Raw genomic sequence first — 16,456 nt, 5'->3', positions numbered from 1 at the left:
CGCGTCGGGCCGGAGGGGGCTTTGTTCATGTCCTGCCGCTACGTTATATGAAGGGAGAGCCGATCATGCTGCAATCTTTGCGTCTGCGAACCTGGCTCCTGCTCCTCGCGACGACGCTCGTCACCTCGCTTGCCAGCGGTTTGGTCTATTATCAATCCGCGGAATCCACGATCCGCTCCAACCAGGTAGAGAATGCCGGCATTCGGGTGGCGACGCGGGCGGACGCGCTCGGACTCCTCCTTCGCTCGTTCCTGAAGCTGATCGAAGCCGACGCGCAGAACAATACCGTTCGATTCGGTGGAGAATTCGAACGGATGCTCTTCCTCCGCGAGGAGCGGAACCGAATGGGCGGCCTCATCGATTCCATCGGGTACGGCGACTTGTCCGGGCGAATGAAGCTGTCGGACGGAAGGACGCTCGACGTGTCGGATGACCCCCTCTTCCGCAAGGCACAGCTCGGGCTAACGGGCTTCATGGAATCGAAGGCACCTCCCGCGGCGGACGGCAGCAAGCGGATCAACGTGTTCCAGCCGGTTAAGGATTCCAGGAATAAGGTGCAGGGCGTTCTATGGCTGTCCTTCCGCTTGGACGACCTACTGGCGGAGATCACGAGGGACAGTCTGATCGCGGATGCAGGCGGCGCTCCCTTCGCCGAGTATGCCTTGCTCGATGCGTCCGGGGAAACGATTAACGCCCCTATGAAGTCGGATTCGTTGACGCCCGAGCAGCGGCAGCGGGTCGTCGCGCTGCTGAGCGGCAAGAACAGCGCCCGCCTAGACGTTCCCTCGGGCATGGTATTCGCCTATAAGGTTCCGGGGACGGACTGGAGCTTGACGCACCACGTGTCGACGGACAAGCTGTTCAAGCCGCTGCACGATCTGCTCCTTCGCACTATCGCGATCACTCTCGTGACGGAGCTGGCTCTGTCCTTCTTGCTGTTCTTGATGATCTCGCCTCCTTTCCGGCGAATCCAGGATATCCTGAAGACGACGGAGGAGGTCGCCGCCGGCAATCTCCACGTTGCTCCTCTGCCGATCGAAGTGGAAGACGAGATCGGAGCGCTGTCGGAATCCGTGAACACGATGGTGGCGCAGCTCCGCAATTCTTTCGATCCGCTGAAGGCGATCACCCTGCAGAATGAATACGGGGTCATCGTGACGGACACGAAGTACGTGATCACCCAATTCAACGCGACCGCGGAGCGTCTGCTCGGCTATTCCGCCGAAGAAGTCGTGGGCAAGGCAACCCCGCTTACCCTTTCTTCCGTCGAAGATCTCGAGGCGAAAGCCAAGAGGATCTCGGGGAGGCTGGGCAGGACGGTGCCTCCCACCACCGAACTGTTAGACGCCATGATCGGCGGACGAAATTTCTATACGGACGAGAGGATCTACCGTCACAAGAACGGCAGTAACCTGCCGGTCTTGATCAGCATTAGCAAGATCATGGACAACTCGGGAAGCGTCACCGGCTACATCGGCCTTTTCCGCGATATTACCAACGAGAAGAGAATTCAAACGGAGATGCTCAAGGCGAAGGAGCAGGCCGAGGAAGCGAATGCGTTCAAGAGCTTGTTCCTCGCCCGGATGACGCACGAGATTCGCACCCCGATCAACGGAATCGTCGGCTTGTCCCAATTAATGAAGCGCACCTCCCTTACGGAAGACCAGCTTGATTATATGGAGAAGATCATCAGCTCCTCCGAGGTGCTGCTCGGGATCGTCAACGATATTCTCGATTATTCCAAGATCGAAGCGGGCAAGTTCGAGCTGGATCGAATCGCCTTCGAGCCGGACGAGCTGTTCCGCAAGCTTGGGGATACCCTGAGCTACTTCTTGGGAACAAGGCAGCTGGAGATGATCTTCGACATCCCGGAGACCCTCCCGCGGAGGATCGTCGGCGACCCGTTCCGGCTGGAACAGGTGCTGCTCAATCTGCTTAACAACGCGATAAAGTTCACGAACAAAGGATATATTCATTTTCGAGTCGAACTTCTTGAGCTGCAGGATCGTCGAGTCATGTTGGAGTTCGCCGTTACGGACACGGGAATCGGCATCACGGAGGAACAGCTCTCCAATCTGTTCCAGCCTTTCGTCCAGGCGGACGGCTCGATCAGCCGCAAGTACGGGGGAACCGGTCTTGGCCTCGTAATCTCCGACGAGATCATTACGCTGATGGGCGGCCGCTTGGAGGTCGAGAGCCGGATAGGGGAAGGAAGCCGATTCTCCTTCGTTCTGTCCTTCCCGCTCGCGAAGGAAGAAGACGACGGGCAGGCGGAAGAACCGGCCCGGCCGATCCTTGCCGAATCCGTGCGAATCCTATGCATCGAGAGGCCCGGCTTGATGCAGGATTCCTTGCGCAGCATGCTGCATTCCTATCAAGCCGAAGTGGAGTTCGCGGACAGTTGGAAAATCGCGCTTGAGGCATTAAGCAGAGACTTGACAGCGAATCCGTCCTACGATTATATTTTCTGCAACATGGAGATGCCGGACATGTACGGGGAAGAGACTTGGCTGCGGCTGAGACGGCTCGCCGGCACCGCCCGGATCGTCTCGATGACGACGCCGCTCGGGCACAACGAATGGCTGCGGATGGACGAGACCGACCGTCCGGAGCGGACGCTGATCAAGCCGATCAATCGCCGCGCGCTCCGCGATGTCATGGACAGCTTCAAGAGGGAGATCGAAGCCGAACGCAAGCAGGCCGAAGACTCCTATAAGTCGGCGCCGAGAAAGCGCGAGCCCGGGGACAAGCCCAAGATCCTTCTTGTCGAGGATCATCTGATCAATCAGCAGATCGCCTATGAGCTGTTAAGCGGGGCCGGCTATGAGGTGGATGTGGCTTCGAACGGCTTGTCGGCTATCGCTATGGTGGGAGAGATCAACTACGATCTCGTGCTCATGGATATTCATATGCCGGGCTTGGACGGCTACGAAGCAACGATGAGGCTTCGCAGCACGCTGAATACGTGGAGACTGCCGATTATCGCGATGACGGCCAATACCCGCGCGGAGGATCGCCAGCGATGCCTGAGCGTCGGAATGAACGATTTCCTGACCAAGCCTATCGAGTCCGACGCCCTGTTCGCGATGGTAGACCGCTGGACAAGGCATGCCAGACAGATCGATTGGGACGACGCTTTGATCCGGGTCAATGGCAAAGAACAAATTTTAAGACATATGTTGCGTTCCTTTAGCATGGAATATAGTGGGTTCTCCGAACGGCTGGGAAGCAAGCTGGAGGAGCGGCAGTGGGAAGATGCGCTTCGAATGCTTCATACGCTTAAGGGGATCTCGGGGAATCTGTCGGCGAACTCGGTATTCGCGGCCGCCAAGGAGCTGGAATCGACTTTAATCGAGAATATTCGAGAGCTGGGGAAGGATTCGGCGGAGTGGGAGCCGGGCTTCGGGAAGCTGCGAATCGCGCTCGAGGAACTGCTGGAGGCTACTACCTGGGAACACAAGAATACGATGAATTTCCAGAATATTACTTGAATGGTCGCTATTTATTTTTTTGTTGAATCGACGGGAAAAAGTGATGTAGAATGTTCTTATATTCCTATATTTGTACAATCGACATAGTCCTTTAGGCTTATTCTCGGGAGGGAGGGGACCCGGTGAAAGACAAGCAAACGGAGCGTTGGGGTACATATGAACCATTCCACATTCCTCTAGGCGACAAGAAGATTGTTGACATCATTATTACGAACCATGCTCGCTCCCGATGGCTGGACCGGGTGGAATCCATGAAGACGGGCTATGCGGATATCGCCCAATATTTGTGGGATTGCTTGAAGGAAGGAAGAATCGTCTCCTACTACCGCAATGAGCAAGACGTCTACACGATCGACGACGACCTGATTTTTGTCGCCGAGTTCGCTGTGTCGGAGAAAGATGTCGACCTGCTCGGCAATCCTCTCCATAAGATGATCGTCGTGACGTTCCTGGGCCGGATGTCGGAGACGATGGAGCTTAGGGACCTGAAGACCTATTATTCTTGGCTGAGGCATTCCCGGAGAATGACCCTAATCAAGAATAACCGCAAGAGAAGATAGGCTCGTTACACTCGGGCGATGATTTCGATTGGACAAGCATGCCTTGCTGGCATGCTTTTTCGTATTATTAGGTCAGCCAGAGATTTCTGGTTGGCCTATTTTTGTGGTCGTTCTATGATGGCGGTAGCCGGGAGAACGTCGGGCTTTTAGGGACATCGATCCCGTACTAAAAACTGTTCTCCCACTACCTCCAATGACCATGTTTGAGCTGGTTGGGGCAATTGACCTCGTATCACAAGCGAAGCTATGGGTTTGGAACCATCGTGGGATTGCCGGCTAGATTCACATCAGGAGGAGCTGACATGGAACCGGTTATCGGATTGGATGTTGCTAAAGGATTTAGCGTATTACAAGCGTTCACGAAGCGTGGTGAGGCGTACGGGAAACCGGAAACCATTCGACATGCCGGTGGACTTGAAAGGCTAGACCATATCATTCGTCAGTTAGAAGAGCAAACAGATATCAAGCCCGTTGTTATTTTGGAAGCAACCGGACATTACCATCGGGTGGTTGTAGCCTATTTGCAGCAGATGAATATTGAGYATTTTATCCTAAATCCCTTGTTGTCCAAACGCTCAAAAAGCGCACAGTTACGCAAAGTTAAAACGGATGCGGCAGACGCCTGGCATTTGGCTGAGATGTACTATCGTGGCGATGTAAAGCCTCACCGAAGTTGGGAAGATCGAATAACAGAGATGCAACACTTGACGAGGCAGCATGAGTTTATGACGGCTCAATTCGTGCAGTCGAAATTGAACGCGAGAGCGTTATTGGATCAAGTTTGCCCGGCATATGAAGGCGTGTTTCATGACCTGTTTTCCAAGACTTCGTTGCGTGTGCTCCTTCATATGCTTCAGGGGGCTGTCGTAACGGAGGAAGTAGTGCGCGAAACAGCAGGCAGTTCGCACGGGAAAGCATGGATTCAATCGAAAGTAGGGCAAATCCAAAACCTGCGGCTCCCTCAGAAGCAAAGCGCCGCTCAAAGGGCAGCATTGTTGTTTATGGTGGAGATCCTGCTTGCTCAACAAGAACAGTTGACCCGACTGGAGATGAGAATCCAAGAAGAGGCGAAGGAGATTCCGGAAGTGGAGTTGCTAAAGACGATTCCAGGCATCGGGGATAAGCTAGCTGCTTCGCTAATAGCGGAGATTGGGGATGCAAAGCAGTTTGAAGATCCAAAACAGTTAGTTGCCTACGCAGGGCTGGATCCGAGTGTGCATAGTTCAGGTCAATTCGTAGCGTCCAGCACTCGCATCACCAAACGCGGCTCTAAACGGCTACGACGCGCACTGTATTTGGCTGTACAATGCGGTATAAGAGGAAGTACGAACGAAAGGCTACGAGCGTACTACGATAAGAAAAGACAAGAGGGCAAGCCCTACAAGGTGACGGTGATTGCTTGCGCCAACAAGCTATTGCATCACATATACGCCATCTTGAAGAAGGGCACGCCCTACACCGCATAATCCATATTTAACCAACATCCTCCGAGCCAACGGAGGTTATTTGGCATGTACAGAATTATAACAAGGTTTTTTCCTAAGACCAAGACGTCAAAGCTTGACAAACATTAGCTGGTTTTTTATCGGGACGGGCGGCGGCAACCTCTTTAGACTAGGAGCGAGGGGGGCAAGCGGCTAGCAGGGGAATGTATTCGATTTTTCGAATACAATTCATCAGAAATCGGCTAGTTGAAGCATTGTATATGAAATATCACATACAATCATGCTCTTTTTGGATTAGTAGTCTTTTTCTATATGATTTTTCGAATACAATCTCTGATTTTCATAAATCTGAGCTCATTAAACTCGAAAAATCGCCTATATTCAAAAAGAGGACTTGGTTCGATACGCGCGTCGTATGAAGGAGCCGCAACCCGGCTAAGGATCGGAATTTGTAGACGGGCCGGGGCTAAGTGTCTTCAACGCTTAGGAGGAGAACGCCATGCCGAGAAGGAAGCCGAATGCATCCGAATCCATCGAGCCCAGCGCCACCGCCGCCAGCACCACCGAAACTAGCACCAGCAACACCACCGCCAACGCCGCCAACAACAACCTTTTCGCCGTCGACGCTGCAGAGACATCCTTATACGTTGACCGGCTTCAACAATGCTTCCGGGGTCATGCCAACCCCGAGGCTGCTTCTGCGATGGAAGCCTATATGAGAGACCAATATCCTTTCCTCGGCTTGAAGCAGCCGGTCCGGATGGCCCTCACCCGCGACTTTCTATCCGAGAATGGCGCTCCGTCCGGCAACGAGCTGATCCGAGTCTCGTCCGAGCTTTGGGAGCTTCCCGAGAGGGAATTCCAGTATACGGCGATCGTCCTGCTTGAGAAAAAGAGGAAGCAGGCCGTTCCCGAGTTTCTCTCTCTCTATGAGAAGCTGATCGTGTCGAAGTCCTGGTGGGATACGGTGGATATAATCGCCTCCAAGCTGGTCGGCCAGCTGTTTCGGAACGATCCGGAGCTGGCGCGGCGAACCGTTCCGTCCTGGATCTCATCGGACAATAAGTGGCTCCGGAGAACGGCCCTTCTCTTCCAATTAACCTACAAAGAGAGAACGGACGCCGAATGGCTCTTCGCTCTCATCCGCGAGTGCGCGCACGAGAAGGAGTTCTTCATTCGCAAGGCGATCGGCTGGGCGCTGCGGGAGTACGCGAAGACCGACGCGGCGGCGGTTCGGAGCTTCGTCGCGGGGACGACGCTGTCCGGGTTAAGCGCCAGAGAGGCGTTGAAGCATATCGGCAGTGCCGAATAGGGCCGTTCTGCCGGCCGGCGACTGGCGGCTTCCTCTCCCGGCAACTCTCTCGTTCTAATTCGCGGTTCCTGTCCATAAGCTAGTCTCATAAGGAGGGGACGTGCCATGGAGCAAGGGAAGAACGCGAAGCGGCAGGAGATCCGGATGCTTAACCGCAAGATTATGGATATTACCGGCGTGAGCAACGTCGAGAGCTTCGACAACGAAGAGTTTCTGCTGGAGACCGAATGCGGATTCCTGACGGTGAGAGGGCAGAACCTCCACATGAAGAATCTGAGCCTGGAGCAGGGAATGGTTACGATCGAAGGGCTCATTCACTCCTTGGCTTACTTGGACGGGAATACGGCCGTGAAGTCCAAGGGGCTGTTCGGGAAGTTGTTCAAGTGAATGCGGCTGTCCATTGGAATACGATCGGCGCCATGCTTCTATGCGGACTCGCCATGGGCGTGTTCTTCGATGCGTACCGGGTAGCCTGCCACCGGTTCTCGGTAAGCCGATGGATGATTCCCGGCTTCGATGTCGTTTACTGGTTCCTGGCTACTCTCTTCGTGTTCCACGAGCTTCTGCAGCGCAACCACGGAGAGGTTCGGCTCTATGTCTTTCTTGGGCTGGGAATCGGAGTAACCGGATACTTCGGGCTGTTCAGTTCGACCGTGATCAAGGCGATCCGTCTCCTGTTCCGCGTAGGACAGAACGTGCTGCAAGCGATATGGCGTACCGTCCGCATCCTCCTCATCGTGCCGTTCCTGTGGATCGTCCGTCTGCTGGCCCGCATTCTGGAGACGCTCTTTATCGTGATTGCCGCGCTGCTCTTGTGGATCTTCCGGTTGGCGGGCAAGCTGCTCGGCAAGCCCTTCGCCAAACTGGGGGGCCGCGCATGGAATCCTATCCGCAAGAAGCTGGAGCCTGTCGTACGGTTAGCGCGCAGAGCGGGCGACAAATGGAGGCAGATTCGGGAAGTGTTCAAGCGCAAGCCCTAATATCGACAACATTCGTCCGGGAACTGCGACGCAAGAAGGATATTTTCGACTAGTAAATTATGCTATACTAGGAGCACTAACATCGGAAAATAGGCATCTGAGCATAACGTGGAACAGACATGGACAAGAGGGGGTAGCTTGGATAGTGGCATCGAATACGGCAGCGGCTTCCGCATCGAATGTATCCGCAGGCGCGCGTCGAAGGCTCAAGCTTCTCTTGATCGTGGTCGTCTTGTTCATGAGCTGGGCGGTCTACACGTTATTCATGCAATACAACCAAGCTTCCGATCGGAATGCGCAGCTGAACCAAGCGAAGAAGCAGCTGTCCGACACGCAAGCGAAGAACACGGCCCTCAAGCAAGAGATCGTGCGGCTCAAAGACCCGGAGTACATCGGTCAGATCGCGCGCAAGGAACAAGGGATGGGGCTGCCCGGAGAGAAATCGATCCAGATGGGCGATTCCTCGCCGTAAGGCCGGATTAGGGCGGCTAGTCAAGGTTTACCGGGGCTAACGTCTGTTGACCTTGCTTTTCTCGATCGGTTATAATCGGCATAGCCGGACTTATAATCTGCTCGGCACACTTATGTTCAGGGAGGAACATCGGTTTTTATGGCCATTGAAGTGGGCTCCAAATTGGAGGGTAAGGTCACTGGCATTACGCATTTCGGGGCATTCGTAGATTTATCGGGAGGCGTTACTGGTCTCGTTCATATCTCCGAAATCGCCGACAGCTATGTCAAGGACGTTCATGAGCATCTGAAGATTAATGACGTCGTCACTGTCAAAGTAATTAACGTGGACAAGGACGGCAAGATCGGTCTATCCATTCGTCAAGCGGTGGATAAGCCTCCGGAACTGCAGCAGCAGCAGCCCCCACGTGGACCGCGCGGAGATCGAGGCGGTCGTCCATTCAAACCGAGTGGCGCCGGTCGAGCGACCTTCGACGACAAGCTATCCAGGTTCCTTAAGGACAGCGAAGAGAGATTGTCCAGCTATAAGAAGAATACCGAATCCAAGAGGGGTGGACGCGGCGGACGCCGTTCCTAATCCGCGTATCCCTTCGATATAGATCGATTCACCATCCGGGCCCATTGCGGGGCTCGGATTTTTTTTGTGCCTGCCGGGGCTTGGGAACGCCATGTTTATAAAAATAGATCATTCGGAGGGGACGAGCATTCGCGCTCTTCCGGCATCGTAATCGGCGCGCGGGAACGGGGCGGTGCGGGTTCTGCTGTCGGAATCGGACATAATGCGGGCGGATTAATCGTCAGGCAGGCCGCCCCGAACGAGGGCAAAAGAGTGGCTATCCCTTGGCGGGCAAGGGTTCGCGGCCGATCCCGAATAGCGTCGTCCGGATCCGCCGGGACCTGTCGGAAAAAACTTATGGACAGCCAACGTCTTCTGACAAACTTTCATAAAGGGCGCTCCTATAATAAGAGGCACACTCAAAACAAGGAAGAAGAGGTGCGCTTTCATGGTCAAGCCGTCCGTGGTTCCGTTTGTCCCCCGTCCGCAGCCAGATCCTGCCGAAGGGAAAGGCAGGAGAAGAAGAAGCTGGTTCGGGATAAAAAAACGAGAACCGGTGAATCAGAGAAGAGAGATCCCCGAAGCAAGGGGTTGGAGAGGCACCGGGGCTGCTTGGATGGAATGGTTCAGCCAGAAGAGATGGCTTCTGGGCGTCATGTTGATCGGCTTCCTGCTGGGAAGAGCCGTCATGCTGGAAGGAATGGCTCCCTTCGCCGTCGCTTTCTACGCCGTCGTCCTCTATAAGCGAAGGGAGTACGCATCTTGGGCGGCGCTGGCCGCGATAGCGGGAAGCTTCTGGTCGACCGATCCGTCGACGGCCGTCATCTGCGCGGAGCTGGCCATCGTGTATTTGCTCTATCGAGGGTTGGAAGCGTATGAGCGGGCCGAGATCACCCATGCTCCGGTCGTGGTGTTCACCGCCACCTTGCTTGTCCGCTTGTTCCACACCGTCATGATCGGCTCGAAGGAATGGCTTCCATACGCGCTGACGGCGGTGGAGGCGGCTCTGTCGGCCGTGCTGACCCTGCTGCTGCTGCACGCCATACCGGCCTTCTCCAAGAAGAACCGGCGGAACGGCCTGCGGCATGAGGAATGGGTCGGCGCCCTAATCCTGCTTGCCTCCGCCATGACGGGACTCGTCGGCTGGACGGCTTACGGCGTCGGGGTCGATCAGGTTTTCTCCCGGTACATCGTGCTCGTGTTCGCCCTGGCCGGGGGTCCGCTCATGGGCTGCGTAACCGGGGTCGTGGCGGGAATCGTCTTGAGCCTCTCCGACCTCAGCCTTGTCGGACAGATCGGGCTGCTCGCCTTCGGAGGCTTGCTGGCCGGCCTGATCCGGGAAGGGGGCAAGGCCGCAACCGTGTTCGGCATGCTGCTGGGCACATCCATGCTCGCGCTATACTCGGGCCGAGCGGAGGACACCATGTTATCGGTATGGGCGACCGTCGCCGCGTCCGCCCTGCTGCTCGCGACTCCGCGCATGCTCGTTCAATATATAGCAAGATATGTACCGGGTACCGCAGATTATGCAAGCAATCAGCAGGATTACGCGAAGAAAGTGCGGGACCTGACCGCCGAGCGGGTCGAGCGGTTCTCGGAGGTCTTCCGGCAGCTCTCCCGAAGCTTCCGGCAGATCACCTTCGCCGGAGACGCGGCCCGCCAGGATCAGGATTTCGATCACTTCGTCAGCGCGGTGCACGAGAACAACTGCAAGAACTGCCACCGGTTCGGCCAATGCTGGGACAACCAGTTCTTCCAGACGTACAAGCTCATGACCGATATGATGGGCGCGATCGAGGCCGAACCGGATATGTCGCCCTCGAAGATTCCGAAATCCTGGACCCGGCACTGCGTGAAGACTCCGCAGGTATTGGAGGTGTTGAAGCGGCAGTATGACCTGTACCGTCACGATCTGCATTGGCACAAGCAGCTGCAGGACAGCCGACTGCTCGTGGCCGAGCAGTTGTCCGGCGTGTCGCAGGTCATGGACGATCTGGTCAAGGAGATTCGCCGGGAGGCGAAGGAGCTGGTCCGCCATGACGAGCAGATTCGGGAAGAGCTGGACCGGCTGGGCCTTAACATTATCAGCGTCGACATTATCAGCCTGGAGGAGGGACATATCGAGATCGAGCTCGTCCATTCGTTCCGGCCCGGCTATGACGAGAGCCGCAAGATCATCGCTCCGCTGCTCAGCGACATCTTGGGGGAGAGCATCTCCGTGACGAGCGAACGGACCGACCCTTCTGGAGGCAGCCGGACAACGGTGACGTTCGCTTCGGCGAAGGCGTTCGAGGTGGAGACGGGCGTGGCCGGAGCGGCCAAAGACGGGGGCTGGCTATCGGGAGACAGCTTCAGCATGATCGAGCTCGGCAGCGGCAAGTTCGCCGTGTCGCTGAGCGACGGCATGGGGAACGGTTCGAGGGCGAGGATGGAGAGCAGCGCGGCGCTTCATATGCTGGAGCAGCTTCTGCAATCCGGCATCAACGAACGATTGGCGGTGAAGTCGGTGAATTCCGTTCTGCTGCTGCGTTCTCCCGAAGAGATGTTCGCGACGGTAGACCTGGCGCTCATCGATCTTCACACTGCCCAAGCGACGATGCTCAAGATCGGGTCATCGCCGAGCTTCATCAAGCGCGGCAAGGAGATTATTCCGGTCACTGCCGGCAATCTGCCGATCGGCATTCTGCAGGACATCGAGATCGACGTGCTGCAGGTGGACCTGCAGCCGGGCGACACCTTGATCATGATGACGGACGGAATCCTGGACGCGCCGGGACATGCCATCAATAAGGAGCTGTGGGTCAAGAGAGTGCTACAGGAGATCGCGACCGACGACCCACAAGAGCTGGCCGACCGGTTGCTGGATACGGCGCTTCGCCAATACCCGGGGGGCGGAATCCGCGACGATATGACCGTGATCGCCACCCGCATTACCCGTCACCAGCCGGAATGGGCATCCTTCCGCTGGCCGGGCATCAATCGCCAAGAGCGGCCAAGGACGGTGAGCTAAGATGCAGCCATGGAGAAAGCGGGCGGACGGGCTTAGGGTAAGGAACGTGTACAAGCCGCGGGGCTTGCATATGGACGAGCGCTGGAGAAGTCTTTTATCGAGTTGGGATCAACGGTCTTCTCATAGCCCTCTCACAGGGATTCGGGACGGCGGACGGGGAGTGCGGGGAATCGCGGGTATCGCGGAACGGAGGCATCCTTGGATCGAACGACAGGCCGGAGAGCGGATTCATAGGCGCCGATTGCCTTGGAACAGGCAGCAACAGTTTCTTGGGATAAAAAGCCGGCAAGGAAGCATTCTGACCCGAGGGCCGTAATACAATTTTGTCAGGGAGGAATCCTTATTTATCCGCATCAAGGCAAGCGGAGCCGCCTATTTTCCATATAAGGAGGGCGTTAGCGCACAGGAGGGAGATCCGATGAGCATGAGGGATGTTATTATTATGAGTTTTAAAGAGGATATAACGGCACCGAACAACCCTGTGCTGCCGGTGATCTTGTACGAGGGAGCCTTCAAGCGCAATACGAGTCGAATAGAGGGCGTATTCAATCGGCATGAATGGCGCAATAGCTGGACCGGAGGCGTATACGACTACCATCATTTTCACACGAACGTTCACGAAGCGCTCGGAGTCGTCCAAGGGTCCGCAATCCTGCGGCTTGGCGGCGAGAGCGGGCACGACGTGGAGATCAGGGCCGGCGACGTGCTGGCGCTCCCTGCGGGAACAGGCCATAAGAGGATCTCGGCGAGCGCCGACTTCCGGGTGGTCGGGGCGTATCCTTGCGGAGCGAAATGGAATTTATGGACGTCCGAGAGCGGAGAGAGGAAGCTTGCGATAGCGGAGATCGCGCAAGTGCCTCTGCCGGACACCGACCCGGTGCACGGAGCGGACGGTCCGCTAATCGAGTATTGGCGCCCGGCATTCGGCCGGCTGCAGCCGATCGGCGACGAGGAGCCGGCATAACGGCTCGTAAGTAGAGAGGAGAGGGTCAGGAAGCGGCCGTCTGATGAAGAGGCGGCAACTCGGGCGTCTCTGCCTGCTTCAAGAATAGATCTGGCCGACAGACCGCCCATTCGCGGTCTGTTCAGTCTGTTTGCAGATCCTTATACGTTCGAACGAGCGCGGCAAGGGTGATCTGAATGGCTTCCCTCAGCTCCGGCGGCTGGAGGGCGATGGCTGAGGACCCGTATCCAAGCAGGAGGTCATGAGCGGAATCAAGCGTGTGGAAGTCGACCTCGGCTTCTATCCACTCCTCTTCCGCGTTCGCGATGCTCTTCACCCGCACGTACCTTTCCTCGGAGAATCGTTTCCACTTCTCCTTGCCGATTCGGACGACGGCAGGGACCCACGGCAGAGACTCCTTGAAGCTTGCGGTCGAGCGCCCCCACCAGTCCGCTAGGTCGAAGCCGGAGGGGACTTCGAACCGCTCAGAGAGGAGCTCCGCCTCCAAGAGGCGGGAGACGCGGAAGGTGCGCAGCTCCTTCGCGGAGCTGTCGGCCTCCTCCGCGGCGACGAAGTACCAGGTATTCCGCTTCGCTACGAGCCCCCAAGGGAAGACAGTCCGATCCCGTTCCCGCTTGCTATCCATCGAGGAATCATACCGGATCCGCAGCGCTCTCCCTTCCCAGACGGCTTGCTGAACGATCGGCAGCAGCGGGGTAAGGGCGCGCGGCTCATGCCAGCCCTGAAGATCGATATGGAGCCTCTCGCGAATAATCTCCGCTTCCGATCGTTTGGCGGCTGGCAGCGCGGACAACAGCTTGGCCAGGGCCGAGCTGCTCGGTCCCTCCAGAGCCAGCTCCCGGACGGCGCTGGACGACTGCAGCAGCAGCAGCGCTTGGATCTCCTCCGAGGTAAGACCCGTCAGCCGAGTCCGATAGCCGTCCGGCAGCGACCATCCGCCTCCGGCGCCGCGTTCCGCAAGGAGCGGAATCCCGCTGACGCAGAGGGCATCCATGTCCCTCTGGATCGTGCGCTCCGATACCTCCAGCTGCCGAGCGAGCTCGCGCGCCGTCGCGCGTCCCTTTGTCTGAAGGACAAGCAGGATAGACAGAAGACGGTCGGCTCTCATCTCTTATTCCCCCTGATTCCGGTCTTAATCCGAATCTTTCCCTCATTGTAGCATTCCGAATAGGACAGTGGATGTCGTATTTGAGAGGTTATGCTGAATGAAGATTGGATTCATTCTATAGAGTTGAATCACGGAAGGAGATGCGAGATGAAGACGAGAGCATTGGAAGGGCGAGTGGCCGTGGTGGCGGGAGCGACTCGCGGAGCGGGCCGCGCGATTGCCGAATCGCTGGGCGAAGCGGGGGCGACGGTCTATTGCACGGGGCGGAGCATAAGAGGAAGCTTGTCCGACATGGGAAGATCCGAGACGATCGAGGAGACGGCGGAGCGGGTTACGGCCAAGGGAGGCGTCGGAATCGCGGTCCGGGTCGACCATACGGACGAAGCGCAGGTGAAGCGGCTGTTCGGGCGGGTAGCGAAGGAACAGGAAGGCCGCCTCGATCTTCTGGTGAACGATATCTGGGGCGGCGATCCTCTGTCGGACTGGGACAAGAAGTTCTGGGAGCACGACTTGAACAACGGGCTTCTGATTCAGAACCGTTCCGTAAGCACGCACATGATCACGAGCTACTATGCCGCGCCTCTTCTGATCGCGAAGGGCAGCGGACTCATCGTGGAAGTCACGGACGGCTGGGATTACCGGTATCGAGGCAATCTCTACTATAGCCTGGCGAAGGTATCGGCCATCCATCTGGCCGAAGCGATGGCGGCCGACCTGAAGGGCACCGGAGTGTCCGCGGTCGCCGTGACGCCGGGATTCCTGAGGTCCGAAGCGATGCTGGATCACTTCGGCGTGACCGAGGCGAATTGGGAGGATGGCGCGAAGCTCGATCCGAACTTTATCATGTCGGAGACGCCTTATCTGGTCGGCCGCGCGATCGCTTCGCTCGCCGTCGATCCGTCCGTGTCGGAGAAGTCCGGGAAAGCTCTGACCTCCTGGGACCTGTCCGAGGAGTACGGCTTCTCCGACATCGACGGAAGGCGACCTCATTGGGGCCGGTATGCCAAGGAAAAGGGGTTCTACGACTGAACGCCGGAAGTATCCGATGAATCGGGTGCTTCGGATGCTTTAGGCGCGACATCGGGCCGAAGGAGCTTCAGCTTATCGGGGTTATAGATGGTATAGAGATGGCGAAGCTGCGGTTCTTCGCCCGTCTTCGGCGCTTCCTGCGCCCATTCGAACATAAGGATCGCGGCGAACCGGTCTCCCTGCCATGCGGCAATGGCGGGACCGGCTTCCCTTGTTTCGACGAATTCGAAGCGGGCGCCGGCCAGCGAGACCGAATACATGGCTTTGAGCAGGGCGAGGGCGCGCTTCCTGCCATAGATCGGGTTGATGGCGGCATGGACCCGGCCGCCTCCGTCCATCAGCAGGACCGTGTCCTCCATCAGCAGGGAGGCAAGCTCTTCAGGCTGACCGCGCGAGAAGGCGTCGAGGAAGCGCCGGACAAGCTCCAGCTCTTGCGGCCGATTCGCGCGAATCGGGGCGGGGAGCTCTTGATTCCCGTTCCCGCGCGCTCCGCAGCGCTCCGCTTCCAGCCTGCGTTCCGCCTCGAGCTTGCGCTTCGAGCGGCTGACGAGCTGGCGGCAGTTGGCTTCGCTCTTGTCGAGCAGGGCGGCGATCTCCGCGTAATCGCAGTCCATCGTCTCCCGCAGGACGAACGCCGCCCTCTCGACCGGGTTCAGCTTCTCGAGCAGCACAAGGAGCGCATAGGAGATGTCCTCCTTGCGCTCCGCTGCATCCTCGGGAGAAGGCGCCGTCCGATCGACGATCGGAAGCGGCAGCCATTCTCCCACGTAATCCTCTTTTCTTCTTCCCGCCGACTTGAGGAAGTTCAGGCAGCGGTTGACGAGAAGCTTCGCCAGATAGGCTCTCTCTTGCCGAATCTGCCCGAGCTCCACGTCCTCCATTCTCTGCAGCTTGACGAATACGTCCTGGATGGCGTCCTCGGCGTCGGTCGCCGAGCCGAGCATTCGATAGGCGATGGAGAACAAATACGCGCGCAGCGTTCCGTACCACCTGACGATCCGCGCCTCGCGCCCTTCGTCTGCCATGCTTGCTTCCAGCCTCTCCATTCTCGATTCGTCCCTTCCGAATAAAAATATTCTCTAAATCAGAAGCACTCCGGATACATTGCCGTCGACACGGCGATCCGATTCCAGCAATTGATCGCGTTGATCGCCATGATCAGATCGATGTACTCCGCCTCGTCATAGTATTCCCGGACGCGGGAGTAAAGGTCGTCGGGAACTCCGGCTTCGCTAATCCTCGTAACCGCCTCGGTCAGCTCCAGAGCCGCCTTTTCCGCATCGGTATAGCAGGTTGCCTCTCTCCACACGGAGACGAGCGTCGTTCTCTCCAGGCTGCCGGACAGCTTCATCATGTCTTTGACGTGCATGTTCAGGCAATAGGCGCAGCCGTTGATCTCCGAAGCCCGAATCTTGATCAATTCGTAAAGCTCCGGCGCGATTCCTTGGCCATGGGCGAAGCTCTCGAGCGCGAGAAGCGTCTTGAACGCTCCCGGTTTGACTTCCATATGGTTCATTCTCGTATTCATAT

The 16,456-nt window shown here is 57.2% G+C and carries 14 protein-coding genes; 11 read left to right on the top strand and 3 right to left on the bottom strand.

The window, feature by feature from the left end:
- Positions 1-65: 65 nt before the first annotated feature.
- From ELR57_RS02560 to ELR57_RS02515, 10 genes are all read left to right on the top strand, one after another.
- Positions 66-3,491, top strand: coding sequence for a response regulator (locus ELR57_RS02560; protein ID WP_158629904.1), 3,426 nt, complete (start codon positions 66-68; stop codon positions 3,489-3,491).
- A 122-nt stretch (positions 3,492-3,613) separates the two neighbouring features.
- Positions 3,614-4,051, top strand: a complete 438-nt coding sequence (locus ELR57_RS02555; RefSeq protein ID WP_126956975.1) for a hypothetical protein — start codon at positions 3,614-3,616, stop codon at positions 4,049-4,051.
- Positions 4,052-4,353: 302 nt separating this feature from the next.
- Positions 4,354-5,517, top strand: coding sequence for an IS110 family RNA-guided transposase (locus ELR57_RS02550; protein ID WP_126956973.1), 1,164 nt, complete (start codon positions 4,354-4,356; stop codon positions 5,515-5,517).
- A gap of 478 nt (positions 5,518-5,995) precedes the next feature.
- A complete protein-coding gene (locus tag ELR57_RS02545) occupies positions 5,996-6,808 on the top strand; it encodes a DNA alkylation repair protein (RefSeq protein WP_126956971.1) in 813 nt (270 codons plus the stop codon).
- 105 nt (positions 6,809-6,913) lie between these two features.
- Positions 6,914-7,195 carry a sporulation protein YabP gene (gene yabP, locus ELR57_RS02540; protein ID WP_126956969.1) on the top strand — a complete coding sequence of 94 codons (282 nt, stop codon included), beginning with the start codon at positions 6,914-6,916 and terminating at the stop codon, positions 7,193-7,195.
- A complete protein-coding gene (gene yabQ, locus ELR57_RS02535) occupies positions 7,192-7,788 on the top strand; it encodes a spore cortex biosynthesis protein YabQ (protein WP_126956967.1) in 597 nt (198 codons plus the stop codon). The genes yabP and yabQ overlap by 4 nt, the downstream gene beginning before the upstream one ends.
- A 145-nt stretch (positions 7,789-7,933) precedes the next feature.
- Complete coding sequence (locus ELR57_RS02530; protein WP_126956965.1) at positions 7,934-8,260, top strand: FtsB family cell division protein; 327 nt, start codon at positions 7,934-7,936, stop codon at positions 8,258-8,260.
- A 138-nt stretch (positions 8,261-8,398) separates the two neighbouring features.
- The gene (locus ELR57_RS02525; RefSeq protein ID WP_126956963.1) at positions 8,399-8,836 is read left to right on the top strand and encodes a S1 domain-containing RNA-binding protein; all 438 of its coding nucleotides are present in this window, start codon (positions 8,399-8,401) and stop codon (positions 8,834-8,836) included.
- Positions 8,837-9,263: 427 nt separating this feature from the next.
- The gene (spoIIE, locus tag ELR57_RS02520) at positions 9,264-11,825 is read left to right on the top strand and encodes a stage II sporulation protein E (RefSeq protein ID WP_126956961.1); all 2,562 of its coding nucleotides are present in this window, start codon (positions 9,264-9,266) and stop codon (positions 11,823-11,825) included.
- A gap of 442 nt (positions 11,826-12,267) precedes the next feature.
- On the top strand, positions 12,268-12,789 hold the full coding sequence (locus ELR57_RS02515; protein ID WP_238162378.1) for a hypothetical protein: 522 nt from the start codon (positions 12,268-12,270) through the stop codon (positions 12,787-12,789).
- Between the two features lie 121 nt (positions 12,790-12,910).
- Here ELR57_RS02515 and ELR57_RS02510 read toward each other — a convergent pair whose 3' ends face one another.
- A complete protein-coding gene (locus ELR57_RS02510) occupies positions 12,911-13,897 on the bottom strand; it encodes a helix-turn-helix transcriptional regulator (protein WP_126956957.1) in 987 nt (328 codons plus the stop codon).
- 147 nt (positions 13,898-14,044) lie between these two features.
- Here ELR57_RS02510 and ELR57_RS02505 point away from each other — a divergent pair, with 147 nt between their 5' ends.
- Positions 14,045-14,926 (top strand): SDR family oxidoreductase, encoded by an 882-nt coding sequence (locus ELR57_RS02505; protein ID WP_126956955.1) that lies wholly within the window; start codon positions 14,045-14,047, stop codon positions 14,924-14,926.
- On the opposite strand, the gene ELR57_RS02500 is transcribed toward ELR57_RS02505, so the two are convergent.
- On the bottom strand, positions 14,917-15,972 hold the full coding sequence (locus tag ELR57_RS02500) for a sigma-70 family RNA polymerase sigma factor (RefSeq protein ID WP_126956953.1): 1,056 nt from the start codon (positions 15,970-15,972) through the stop codon (positions 14,917-14,919). The two genes, ELR57_RS02505 and ELR57_RS02500, sit on opposite strands and share 10 nt — an antisense overlap.
- A gap of 38 nt (positions 15,973-16,010) precedes the next feature.
- Positions 16,011-16,454 carry a carboxymuconolactone decarboxylase family protein gene (locus ELR57_RS02495; protein ID WP_126956951.1) on the bottom strand — a complete coding sequence of 148 codons (444 nt, stop codon included), beginning with the start codon at positions 16,452-16,454 and terminating at the stop codon, positions 16,011-16,013.
- Positions 16,455-16,456: the final 2 nt, after the last annotated feature.

Origin of the sequence: Cohnella sp. AR92 (assembly GCF_003990975.1) — a bacterium.
Taxonomy (GTDB): domain Bacteria; phylum Bacillota; class Bacilli; order Paenibacillales; family Paenibacillaceae; genus Cohnella.
The sequence above is the reverse complement of the archived record's forward strand: the minus strand, read 5'-3'. Positions and strand labels throughout refer to the sequence as shown.